Origin of the sequence: Providencia sp. JGM181 (assembly GCF_018257375.1) — a bacterium.
In the GTDB taxonomy this organism is placed as follows: domain Bacteria; phylum Pseudomonadota; class Gammaproteobacteria; order Enterobacterales; family Enterobacteriaceae; genus Providencia; species Providencia lanzhouensis.
In genome coordinates this window covers 1-12,057 of the sequence record NZ_JAERJY010000112.1, presented here as the reverse complement: position 1 = coordinate 12,057, position 12,057 = coordinate 1, and the positions used below count along the sequence as shown (strand labels likewise).

The window sequence follows — 12,057 nt, the reverse complement described above, 5'->3', positions numbered from 1 at the left end:
CCCGTGATTTTCACTAATATTATTATCATTCATAATATACCCATTATTATTGAGCCCATAAAGTAAACACTAGTTTAGTGTATTACCCATTCATCCTACATGAGTAAGAAATAGTTATATTAAAAATGACAGAAGGAAATAATAATAGATTAACTTATTTATTGATGCTTACTTCGCCATTTAAAAACAAATAAAAAACGCAGGCATTGCCTGCGTTTCGTATCAATACATAAATATTAAAGAATAATAATCACACTGGCATTGACATGATCTCTTGATACGCTGCTACCAGCTTATTACGCACCTGAATGCCCATTTGTAGGCTCAAGCTGGCTTTTTGCATATCGACCATCACATCATTTAATGAAACATCCGGCTTACCGAGGGTAAAATCTTGCACTTTCTGCGCAGATTGTACGCGGGTTTCATTGATTTGGTTCACAGATGCCACTAAATGATCGGCAAAACCCACCGGCTCTACAACGGGTTTGGTGTTATGTGCCGCTTGCGTTGCCACCACATTTAATTGGGAAACCACCCCTTCAATCGCTTGAATCGTCATTCTGTTCTCTTCGGTTAGTCGATAAGTTGAGCAAAAAATTGCCGTCACGAATTTTAGTTTGCCTACCCTACCACACCGTTTTTTACTTGAAGCCGATAAATAACACCAAAATTATAGGCTGATTCCGTCATTAGATTGCATCAAGACAATAAATAATAGCAGCGTAAAAAAATGAGGTTACGAAGAGGGAAATAAGATTGTTTCACCAAACGTATATTCATCCGTTTAGTTTGCATAGCAGGGAATATTTATGAGTACCGCATCTAAAGATACGGGGGAGGCCAAAAAAGGTTTTGCCTCACTGATCGAAAGCATCAAAGCCGACCCGAAAATACCGTTAATTATTGCCGGTGCTGCTGCGATATCTATTATTGTCGCCCTGCTCCTCTGGTTCCGTAGCCCTGACTACCGTGTACTACTGAGTAACCTGAGTGCAAAAGATGGGGGTGACATCGTCAGCCAACTGACCCAGATGAACGTCCCTTATCAAATCGCGGATAACGGCAGTGCTATTCTTGTGCCTGCTGATAAAGTCCATGAATTACGTTTGAAACTGGCGCAATCAGGTCTACCGAAAGGTGGCAATACCGGTTTTGAACTGCTTGATAAAGAACAATTTGGTATCAGCCAATTTAGCGAGCAAATCAACTATCAGCGTGCCCTTGAAGGCGAGCTGTCTCGTACCATCGAATTCCTCAGCCCAGTTCAAAGCGCTCGAGTCCATTTGGCTATCCCTAAACCAACCTTATTTGTCCGTGAACAAAAACTGCCGACCGCCTCGGTCACTGTCGGTTTATTACCGGGCAGAATGTTGGATGAAGGGCAAATTAGCGCCATCGTCCATATGGTTTCAAGCAGCGTAACTGGCTTAACCGCCGCAAACGTGATCATTGTCGACCAAACAGGCCGCCTGCTGACCAATAACGACAACAGCCAACAATCTGCCAATAGCGCACAAATCAAAATGACCAAAGAGATGGAAGCCCATCTTAAAGAGCGCATTGAAGATATTCTGTCTCCATTAGTCGGTCGTGCCAATATTCACGCGCAAGTCACCGCGCAAATGGACTTCTCAAAAGTTGAGCAGACGTCTGAAGAGTACAAGCCAAATCAAACCCCTGATGCCGCTGCGGTTCGCTCTCGCCAGAATAGCGAAAGCCTGCAAAACAGCAACGGTGGCCCAAGTGGCGTACCCGGTGCATTATCAAACCAACCGGTCAGCGCACCAAGTGCACCGATTGAGGCTAATAAAGAAAGCACTGATGGAAAAACTGCCGGAAATACCCGTAATGGCACCCTTAATACCCAGCGTGATGAAACCACAAACTACGAAGTGGATCGCAAAATCAGTCACACACAGCGCCAAATTGGTGTCGTTGACCGACTGTCTGTTGCGGTGATCGTCAATTACCAATCCCAAGAAGGTGAGAAAGGTCCAGAAATGAAGCCGCTCCCACCGGAAATGTTACAGCAAATTGATGCATTAACCCGTGAAGCGATGGGCTATTCTGCGCAGCGTGGCGACTCCATCAATATCACTAACTCCTTATTTACTGACGATACGCCAGTGGTTGAAGAGCCATCGTTATTGAATAACCCACAGGTGATTGGTCAAGCTTTAGATTACGGCAAAATCTTGCTGATTGCGTTGATTGCGTGGTTTATGTGGCGCTTTGGTATCAAACCTCAGTGGGTGAAATATCGCAAAACCCAACAAGCGCAAATCGATGCTGAAATGTCCATTGCCAATGCATCTCAAGTTAAAGCGCCGTTCGTGGTGGAAGAAGAAATTAGTGAAGATATGGACGAGAAAACCCGTCGCCGTCTTACTCGCCAACGTGTTAGCGCTGAAATTCAAAGCCAGCGTATTCGTGAAATGGCAGAGAAAGACCCACAAGTTGTGGCAATGGTTATCCGTCAGTGGTTAGGAAAATCCCAATGAATTTAACTGGAACAGAAAAAAGCGCCGTGATGTTGATGACACTCGGCGAAGATCAGGCAGCCGAAGTGTTTAAGCACCTGAATCCCAAAGAAGTTCAGCAGTTGAGTATGGCGGTGTCCAACATGCGCCAAATCTCCAACAACGAACTGGCGGAAGTGCTCACCGAGTTTGAAGAGTCGGCAATTCAGTTTGCCGCCTTAAATATCAACACCAACGACTATCTGCGTTCGGTGTTGGTCAAAGCCCTTGGGGAAGAACGTGCTGCCAGCCTGTTGGAAGATATTTTCGAGAAGCAAGAGACCACCTCGGGTATCGAAAGCCTCAACTATATGGAGCCACAAACGGTTGCCGATATTATTCGCGACGAGCATCCGCAAATCATCGCCACAATCTTGGTTCACTTAAAACGCAACTTAGCGGCCGATGTTTTAGAACTGTTCGAAGAGCGTCAGCGTAACGACATTATGCTGCGTATCGCAACATTTGGTGGTGTTCAGCCAGCCGCATTAGCTGAGCTGACCGAAGTTCTGAACAACCTGCTAGACGGTCAGAACCTCAAACGCAGCAAAATGGGTGGCATAAGAACCGCGGCAGAAATTATCAACCTGATGAAAAATCAGCAAGAAGAAAGCGTTATCGATGCCATGCGTGATTATGATGGTGAGCTGGCTCAACGCATTATCGACGAAATGTTCCTATTCGAAAACCTTATCGAAGTGGACAACCGCAGCATTCAGCGCATTCTGCAAGACGTGTCTACCGACTCGCTGGTTATTGCCCTCAAAGGCAGCAACCAAGCTCTACGCGACCATTTCCTCAACAATATGGCAGCGCGTGCAGCCGAGATTGTTCGCGACGACCTGGAATCTCGAGCACCAGTCCGTATGTCACAAGTGGAAACCGAGCAGAAGGCTATTCTGATGATTGTTCGCCGCTTAATGGAGAAAGGCGAAATCGCGATTGGTGGTGGAGACGACGTGTATGTCTAATACATCCAAAAATAATCAGCAGTGGCAGCCTTGGCAGTTACGGGAACTTAATCAATGGGATCTGAATTCATCGGCTATTCCGCCGTTGAATGACGTTCCTGAGCCAAACACGCCGAAAGTCCCCTGCTTAGAGCCAAAAGAAGTGCTCGAGCAGATCAACTTGCTGGATAACATCAAAGAGGATGCCCAGAAAACGGGCTTTCAACAAGGCTTTGAAAAAGGTCAAAAAGAGGGTTATCAAGCTGGTTTTACGGAAGGTTTACGTTCTGGTGAGCAGCAAGGGAGCGAGCAAGCCCTCGCTCTTCAGCAACCGGTAATTGAAACGTGGCAGAAACTATTATCAGAATTTCACTATTCGCTAGATACTTTTGACACTGTCGTTACTACCAAATTACTGCAAATCGCGCTAACTGCCGCGAAGCAAGTGTTGGGGCAATCTACTGTGTGCGATGGTACCGCGCTATTAGAAGAAATTAGCCATTTAATGCAACAAAAACCAATATTTGCGAGCCAGCCTGAACTGCATGTGAACCCGAATCATGTGGCGCTTATCGAACAACATTTAGGCTCATTGTTAGACTTGAATGGCTGGCGCTTAGTCGCCGACCCAAGCCTGCATATGGGTGGCTGTCGCGTGGTCGCTGAAGATGGTGAAATTGATATGACGGTCGCCACTCGCTGGCAAGAATTATGCCGTCTGTATGCACCGGAGAGCTTGTCATGACTGCGAGACTCGGCCGTTGGATAGCGTCTCTTGATGACTTAGAGTCACGCATGAAAGGCATTCCGATGGTACGCCGCTATGGACGTTTGACCAAAATTACGGGTCTCGTGATGGAAGCCGAAGGCATTAAAATGCCTTTAGGCGCTACCTGCTATATCGAACGCATTATAAATGGTGGCACTGACGAGGTTGTCTGCGAAGTGGTTGGCTTTAACGGCCCTCGCATGTTGTTGATGCCGCTCTCCGACCTCGAAGGTATTTCCCCAGGCGCACGCGTGTATGCGCAAACGTCTGGAGAAGACGGACAAACGAGTCGCCTGCTGCCTCTCGGCAATGAATTACTGGGGCGCGTATTAGATGCCCAAGGCACTCCGTTAGATGGCAAAGGGCCGCTGGAAACCAAACAACGTGCGCCGCTAATCACACCATCCATCAACCCGTTGGAGCGTACGCCAATTCACGATATTTTAGATGTGGGCGTACGAGCGATTAACTCACTGTTAACTGTCGGTCGCGGTCAACGTATGGGGCTGTTTGCAGGCTCTGGCGTCGGTAAAAGCGTCTTACTCGGCATGATGGCGCGTTTCACTCAAGCGGACATTATTGTCGTCGGGTTGATCGGTGAGCGTGGGCGCGAAGTTAAAGACTTTATTGAAAATATCTTAGGTGCTGAAGGGTTACGCCGTGCCGTTGTCGTCGCCGCGCCTGCTGATGTTTCACCGTTACTGAGAATGCAAGGGGCATCTTACGCTACCCGCATCGCAGAATATTTCCGTGATCAAGGTAAAAGCGTATTGCTTATCATGGATTCACTCACACGCTACAGCATGGCACAGCGTGAAATCGCGCTTGCTGTCGGTGAACCTCCGGCAACCAAAGGCTATCCACCGTCCGTGTTTGCAAAATTACCTGCATTGGTTGAACGTGCGGGTAATGGTAAAAACGGCGGTTCGATTACCGCCTTTTATACCGTATTGACCGAAGGAGATGACCAACAAGACCCGATTGCCGACTCCGCTCGCGCTATTTTAGATGGGCACATTGTTCTGTCACGCTCATTGGCAGAATCTGGGCACTACCCTGCCATTGATATTGAAGCATCCATTAGCCGTGCAATGACGGAACTTATCGCCAAAGAACATTATCGCAAAATCCAGCGCTTTAAACAGCTCACGTCCAGCTATCAACGCAACCGTGACCTGATTAACGTCGGCGCTTATGCCATGGGTAGCGACCCAATGCTCGATACCGCAATTCAGTATTACCCAAGAATGTCGAAGTTTTTACAGCAAGATATTGATGAACGTTGTGATTATCAAACCGCTTGTGAACAACTGTCTCATGTTGTTCCCAATGAATAACGAGGAATGCGATGTCCAATAGTCATGCATTAGCGACCTTACTGAGCTTAGCAGAAGATGCCTCAGAGGAAGCGGCTAAAGTCCTTGCTCAAGTCCGCCAAACGCACACGCAAATGGCGGAGCAATTGCACATGTTGGAAAACTATCAGTCGGAATATCGGCAGAAATTAAACCAAACGTTGCACACGGGCATGGACTCGGACAAATGGCAAAACTATCAGCAATTTCTTGTGACCTTGGAGCTAACTATTGAGCAGCAACAGCAACAGTTAACGCTCTGGGAACAACGTGTCAGTGACGCCAATCGTCATTGGCAAGAAAAACAGCAACGCGTCAATGCGTTCGATACCTTAATCCAGCGTGCAGAACACACTCAAAGCCAACGTCAAAATCGCTTAGAGCAGAAACAGATGGATGAATTTGCTCAACGCGCGACTTTACGGAGAACCCAATAAATGGACGTCAATGCAAACCTGTTACCGGTTGCCCCTGCCGCTAATGCAGCAAAAGAACAGCCGCGAGACAAGCAGATTGATGAAAATCAAGCACCTGCCGTACCTTTTCAGGCAGTCCTTGAAAACCAGCAATTGCCAGAAAAAAATGGCGATAGCACCCCGACGCTTAATGGCAGCGCTAACGAAACGCCTCTGAACCAACAGATCAGTGAGCAAAAACAATCTGATACAGCCACTGCCGCCTCAGAGAAATCCACTGACGCGCCATTAGCAACGGACAAAATCGCGACCACAGAAAATCAGTTAACTCAAAAACAACAAGCTGAAAATACCTTAGCACAGCTGAATTTCCGCCGTGACCTCAATGCACAATCACCACTGCAAGCGGAGCTATTAACGGGTAAACAAGGCGAAGAACACGCCTTAATTAGCCAATTAAAACAAGCCATGGATGAGCGTATTCAAGCGGCCGCTAACCCGCAAACCAGTGCGGAGAAATCCTCTGCAACTCCGTTCACTCAAACACTGCAACAACTGACAGATGTGGCGCGTAACGTGACGCCATTTGATGATAAAACCTTGGATGGAGCACAATTGCAGCTCGCCGGGGAAGCCGATGAACCGACACTCGCTTTAATGAGTAAAAAAGAGGTCGGTGAGCGTCGCGATCAAGCGTTATTTGCACTGGATAATCCACGCACAATCCCAACAAAAGATCTGAATCAAGATGCGATGTCGCTCGGTAAAAAAGCGCCAGGCACAGAATCATTGTCACAAATCGCCAGTGCAACGGCTGAAAATACCCAGAATCTGCAAAATAGCGCTAAAGGGGCTTTTAGTGTTCAAGCTGAAAGTGGCGCATTTAGCAATACCGCAACACCGACGGTAACCCATGTTGCAGGCATTATGGCGACACCATCTGCCACACCAATGCCAACGGCAACGCCTGCAATGCCAACGCCAACCATGAACCTTGCTGCGCCATTTGGTACTGAAGCTTGGCAACAACAACTTAGCCAACAAATGCTGTTTTTCTCTCGCCAAGGGGTTTCTCAAGCGCAAATTCGCTTACATCCTGAAGAGTTAGGTTCCCTAAATGTGCATTTACGTATCGAAGATAATCAAGCCGTGATGCACTTTGTTTCTCCACATAGCCATGTTCGTGCTGCAATGGAAAGCATGATGCCAGTCCTGCGCAGTGCATTGCAGGAAAGTGGTATTCATTTAGCACAAGGCTCTGTGGGGCAAGATAATTTTAGCGGTCAATCAAATGCGGAACAGCAATCTCGCCAACATGATGGGCAAATTCAGCCAACCCATCCAACAATGGGCGCGGTTGGTATCAGTGAATCTCATGCCAGCGTGAGTGGGGTTAAATTGCCAACACATCAAGGTGGAATTAATACCTTTGCCTAAGAAATAATCTAATGGCGGTAATTTCAGGTCTAAAGCGTCGAGTTACCGCCTTTTTGTTTCGTTTTTCACTCCTTTAACTCTTCCCAATCTAGGGATAATGCTAGAGATCATAAAGTATAAAACTCCGTATGGGTTTGGCATTTACAACAGGAATTTTGCAACATGTCGTCTTCACGCAATCAATCTAAACGTTCGAACAAAGGGTTAATTTTACTGTTTGCCCTCATCGCCTTAGCCGGTGCAGGTTTCGGTGGTTACAGCTGGTGGACGACAAAACAAGAGGCGCAGGAGACTGCGAATGGGGAAGAAAAACGCCCAAATATGCCTCAACCGATTTTTATGGAATTAGAACCGTTTACCGTTAACCTGCCAGGGGTAAACAATGCGGCAGATCGCGTGCTCTATATCCACATCACCTTACGTCTAGCGAATGAAAAGTCGCGTAAGCAACTTCATGAATACCTACCAGAAGTGCGTAGCCGCCTACTGTTATTGCTGTCAGAACAGCAATCTAAAAACATGGGTACTAACGAAGGTAAGTTGCAATTAATGAAAGATATTAAGGGGACACTTACCCCTACCCTGATCCCAGGCGATACCGATCAGGATATTTCAGACGTGTTATTTACTACTTTTATTCTGCGATAAGACCCATGAGCGATAATATTTTATCTCAGGCTGAAATTGATGCGCTACTCAATGATGACGCGCCATCAAGCGAGCAGCCATCCACGGATCTTCAAGGCAAAGACAACGTTCGCCCTTATGACCCGAATACCCAACGTCGGGTATTTCGCGAACGTATGCAGTCCTTGGAAATTATTAATGAGCGTTTTGCCCGTCAGTTTCGTATGGGGTTATTTAACATGTTGCGCCGCAGCCCGGATATCACGGTTGGTGCCATCAAAATCGAACCTTATCATGAATTTGCGCGTAACTTGCCAGTTCCAACCAACCTAAACTTGATCCACATGCCACCGCTTCGCGGCACCGCATTGTTCACTTTTGAACCTGCGTTAGTGTATATCGCCGTGGATAACCTGTTTGGGGGAGATGGTCGATTCCCTGTCCGTTCTGAAGGCAAAGAATTTACCAATACAGAACAACGTATTATCAACCGTATGCTGAAGCTGGCTTTAGGCGCTTACCGTGATGCGTGGAAGCCAATTGCTGACGTGGAAGTCGAGTATGTGCGTTCTGAAATCCAAGTTAAATTCACCAACATCACCACTTCCCCGAACGATATCGTGGTGACAACCCCGTTCTTAGTGGAAATTGGTAATACCGTCGGTGAGTTCAGTATCTGTATTCCTATTGCCATGATTGAACCATTGCGTGAACGGTTAATTAACCCACCAATGGAGCAAGGGCATCAAGAAAATGAAGCGTGGGTAACCAATTTAGTCACGCAAGTAAAACGTTCAGAACTTGAACTGATTGCCAATTTGGTTGAGATCCCGCTGCGTATTTCTCGCTTACTGCAATTGCAAAAAGGGGATGTGCTCCCTATCGAGAAACCTGACCGTCTTATCGTCAATGTTGATGGCGTGCCAGTATTAACCAGTCAATACGGTACCCAAAACGGCCAGTATGCGCTGCGTGTGGAACATTTGATTAATCCTGTTTTAAACACTCTAGATGAGGAAAGTACCAATGAGTGAGGCGAAGAATTCTCTTGATGCATCAACCAACCACAATGAAGAGGATCTGTGGGCTGAGGCGCTGGAACAGCAAAAACAAGCGGAATCCGCCTCCGCAGGTATGCAAAATTTCGATAATTTCGATGGGCAAAATCCATTAAATCAGTTATCTGATGTCGATATGATCATGGATATTCCGGTTCGCCTATCAGTGGAACTGGGTCGCACTAAAATGACGATTAAAAAATTGCTGAGCCTGTCTCAAGGTTCTGTGGTTTCTTTAGATGGCTTAGCTGGTGAACCACTGGATATCCTGATCAACGGCTATTTGATTGCCCAAGGTGAAGTGGTCGTGGTGTCTGACAATTATGGTATTCGTATCACTGACATCATCACACCATCAGAACGTATGCGCCGCTTGAGCCGTTAAAAATGTCTGACGAAACAGCCGCACCTTTGCAAACCGAGGCATCCTTGCAGACACCACCTTCACAGATTGATTCGGCGCACACTCAAAAGCCTTTTTTGACCAGCACCGTCAGCAGCGAAGGTAACTCTGCTCAAGCTATCAACCAAAATGATAGCTTAGCACAGATTTCAGGGGCACTTGGCGGGATCATTTTACTGATCTTACTGGGTGCATGGCTGTTTAAGACATTTGGGTTTGGACGTAATCCGCTTGTTAAGCAGCAACTGATTAATGTGAAAGGTCGTTGTACTCTCGGTGGCAAAGAGCGTGTTGTCGTGGTGGAAGTGAATAACGAATATTTAGTGCTGGGCGTCACATCACAATCCGTGAATTTGCTGCATCAGTACCCTGCACCATTAGAAAATGATGTTGTGAACTTTGCCTCTGAACCGTTAACGTTTCAGTCGATTTTTAAGAAAAAACAGGATGCTGCTAACGCTGTGGCACCTGAAAAACAGTAACCGGAAGCGCCCATGTCACCTTTAAAACCTACTGTCATTATCAGCGCTCTGTTACTTGTTCTGCCACAATCTGCCTCTGCGGCATTGCCTGCCGTGATCAGCCATACATTAGCCGATGGTGGTCAATCCTGGTCGTTGCCCGTTCAAACGTTACTGTTTTTAACCTTGCTGGGTTTTATCCCTGCAATGTTACTGATGATGACCAGTTTTACCCGTATTATCATCGTATTAGGGTTACTCCGTAACGCCCTAGGTACACCGTCAGCACCACCGAACCAAGTCTTATTAGGCTTAGCTTTATTTCTCACATTCTTTGTGATGTCCCCGGTTGCCGATCAGGTTTATCGCGAGGCATATCAACCTTTTAGCGAAGATAAAATTAGCCTAGAAACCGCATTAGAAAAAGGCACTGCGCCACTGCGTACCTTTATGCTTGGGCAAACCCGTGAATCTGATTTAGCGCTGTTTGCGCGTATCGCCAAGGTGGGTGATATCCAAGAAGCCAAAGATGTGCCAATGCGCATTTTAATTCCGGCGTTTATTACCAGTGAGCTAAAAACGGCATTCCAGATTGGTTTTACTATCTTTATCCCATTTTTGATTATCGACTTAGTGGTTGCCAGCGTATTGATGGCGTTGGGGATGATGATGGTGCCACCTGCAACGGTTTCATTGCCGTTTAAGCTAATGCTATTTGTGTTAGTCGATGGCTGGCAGTTACTACTCGGTTCCCTTTCCCAAAGCTTTTTTAATTAGGAGCACATATGACACCTGAATCTGTAATGGCAATGGGAACAGAAGCGATGAAAATCGCATTGATGCTGGCGGCGCCTTTGCTGCTAGCCGCACTGGCAGCGGGTTTGATTATCAGCCTGCTACAAGCGGCTACCCAAGTGAACGAAATGACGTTGTCGTTTATCCCTAAGATTTTATCGGTAATTGCGGTATTAATCATCGCGGGACCTTGGATGCTAAACCTGCTTACGGACTATATCCGCACATTGTTTAGTAACTTACCGTTTATCATTGGCTGATCATGTTAACCATTACCAGCGAAACCCTCACGCTATGGTTAAGCCAAGGTTTTTATCCTTTTGTTCGCCTTTTAGCCCTGTTTGGTACCGCCCCGTTTTTTAATGAAAAACAGGCTATCAGTAAGGTACGTATCGCCCTCGCATTTTTTACCGTTTTAGTCATTTCTCCACAATTGCCTGTCGCAACCATTCCACTATTTTCAGCGATGGGATTATGGGTGTGTGTACAACAAATCGTGATTGGTGCCGCCATGGGATTAACCATGCAGATGGCTTTCGCCGCGGTACGTCATGCGGGGGAAGTGATTGGTTTACAGATGGGATTGTCATTCGCGACGTTCTTTGACCCGACCGGCGGTCCCAATATGCCGATCCTTGGACGAATTTTAAATTTAATCACGCTGCTGCTGTTTTTGTCGTTCGATGGGCATTTGTGGCTGATTTATATTCTGACAAACTCATTTGAGCTGATCCCTATCCAAACCGCCCCTCTTCACCGTGATGGTTTTTGGGTATTTTTGCAATTTGCGAATACCATTTTTATCAATGGGTTAATGCTCGCTCTGCCGTTTATTACGCTGTTTTTAATCCTCAACTTATCCCTCGGTATTTTAAACCGAATGACGCCGCAATTATCGGTGTTTGTGGTGGGTTTCCCTCTCACATTAACTATTGGTATCAGCATGTTGGGGCTGATTATTTCTATCCTTCCACGCTATACAGAACGCCTGATCCATCAAGCGTTTGAGCAGCTGTCGTTGATGTTTAATTTGTGGGTTTGAGGTTGACCTACAGACTTGTAATCAGTAGGTCACCCAAGTAATGTTAGCCATTCATTTTACTCAGTCTACTAGCTTTCAAAAAAGTCATTTTCGTCTTCTAGCTCTAATATAACTATCTCCACCGACGTATTACTTCGCTCTTCTATTTCGTAAGCTCTACGATATTCTAGTTTTTTCATCCATTCACTATGTAATTCTGCATGAGTTTTCATTTCTTTCTCC

14 protein-coding genes are annotated in these 12,057 nt (G+C 46.4%); 13 read left to right on the top strand and 1 reads right to left on the bottom strand.

Annotated features, from left to right (window positions below):
• Nucleotides 1-250 precede the first annotated feature (250 nt).
• Complete coding sequence (gene fliE, locus JK188_RS13380; RefSeq protein ID WP_036951378.1) at nucleotides 251-562, bottom strand: flagellar hook-basal body complex protein FliE; 312 nt, start codon at nucleotides 560-562, stop codon at nucleotides 251-253.
• Nucleotides 563-812: 250 nt separating this feature from the next.
• On the opposite strand from fliE, the gene fliF reads away from it, so the two are divergent.
• From fliF to fliR, 13 genes are all read left to right on the top strand, one after another.
• Nucleotides 813-2,504, top strand: coding sequence for a flagellar basal-body MS-ring/collar protein FliF (gene fliF / locus JK188_RS13375; RefSeq protein ID WP_211885238.1), 1,692 nt, complete (start codon nucleotides 813-815; stop codon nucleotides 2,502-2,504).
• On the top strand, nucleotides 2,501-3,493 hold the full coding sequence (gene fliG / locus JK188_RS13370; RefSeq protein WP_006657530.1) for a flagellar motor switch protein FliG: 993 nt from the start codon (nucleotides 2,501-2,503) through the stop codon (nucleotides 3,491-3,493). The genes fliF and fliG overlap by 4 nt, the downstream gene beginning before the upstream one ends.
• Nucleotides 3,486-4,217 (top strand): flagellar assembly protein FliH, encoded by a 732-nt coding sequence (gene fliH / locus JK188_RS13365; protein ID WP_036951383.1) that lies wholly within the window; start codon nucleotides 3,486-3,488, stop codon nucleotides 4,215-4,217. The genes fliG and fliH overlap by 8 nt, the downstream gene beginning before the upstream one ends.
• Nucleotides 4,214-5,578: a flagellar protein export ATPase FliI gene (gene fliI / locus JK188_RS13360; RefSeq protein WP_211885237.1), complete on the top strand. Its 1,365-nt coding sequence runs from the start codon at nucleotides 4,214-4,216 to the stop codon at nucleotides 5,576-5,578. Before fliH ends, fliI begins: the two co-directional genes overlap by 4 nt.
• Nucleotides 5,579-5,589: 11 nt before the next feature.
• A complete protein-coding gene (gene fliJ, locus JK188_RS13355; protein ID WP_036951388.1) occupies nucleotides 5,590-6,033 on the top strand; it encodes a flagellar export protein FliJ in 444 nt (147 codons plus the stop codon).
• The gene (locus JK188_RS13350) at nucleotides 6,034-7,449 is read left to right on the top strand and encodes a flagellar hook-length control protein FliK (protein WP_211885236.1); all 1,416 of its coding nucleotides are present in this window, start codon (nucleotides 6,034-6,036) and stop codon (nucleotides 7,447-7,449) included.
• Nucleotides 7,450-7,611: 162 nt separating this feature from the next.
• On the top strand, nucleotides 7,612-8,097 hold the full coding sequence (gene fliL / locus JK188_RS13345) for a flagellar basal body-associated protein FliL (RefSeq protein WP_036951392.1): 486 nt from the start codon (nucleotides 7,612-7,614) through the stop codon (nucleotides 8,095-8,097).
• Between the two features lie 5 nt (nucleotides 8,098-8,102).
• Entirely contained in the window at nucleotides 8,103-9,110 is a 1,008-nt protein-coding gene (fliM, locus tag JK188_RS13340; RefSeq protein ID WP_036951396.1) for a flagellar motor switch protein FliM, read from the top strand.
• Nucleotides 9,103-9,519 carry a flagellar motor switch protein FliN gene (gene fliN, locus JK188_RS13335; protein ID WP_036951399.1) on the top strand — a complete coding sequence of 139 codons (417 nt, stop codon included), beginning with the start codon at nucleotides 9,103-9,105 and terminating at the stop codon, nucleotides 9,517-9,519. Before fliM ends, fliN begins: the two co-directional genes overlap by 8 nt.
• Nucleotides 9,520-9,521: 2 nt before the next feature.
• Nucleotides 9,522-10,019, top strand: a complete 498-nt coding sequence (gene fliO, locus JK188_RS13330) for a flagellar biosynthetic protein FliO (protein WP_211885235.1) — start codon at nucleotides 9,522-9,524, stop codon at nucleotides 10,017-10,019.
• A gap of 12 nt (nucleotides 10,020-10,031) precedes the next feature.
• Nucleotides 10,032-10,775 carry a flagellar type III secretion system pore protein FliP gene (gene fliP / locus JK188_RS13325; protein ID WP_211885230.1) on the top strand — a complete coding sequence of 248 codons (744 nt, stop codon included), beginning with the start codon at nucleotides 10,032-10,034 and terminating at the stop codon, nucleotides 10,773-10,775.
• 8 nt (nucleotides 10,776-10,783) lie between these two features.
• The gene (gene fliQ / locus JK188_RS13320) at nucleotides 10,784-11,053 is read left to right on the top strand and encodes a flagellar biosynthesis protein FliQ (protein WP_036951410.1); all 270 of its coding nucleotides are present in this window, start codon (nucleotides 10,784-10,786) and stop codon (nucleotides 11,051-11,053) included.
• Nucleotides 11,054-11,055: 2 nt separating this feature from the next.
• The gene (gene fliR / locus JK188_RS13315) at nucleotides 11,056-11,835 is read left to right on the top strand and encodes a flagellar biosynthetic protein FliR (RefSeq protein WP_036951417.1); all 780 of its coding nucleotides are present in this window, start codon (nucleotides 11,056-11,058) and stop codon (nucleotides 11,833-11,835) included.
• Nucleotides 11,836-12,057 lie beyond the last annotated feature (222 nt).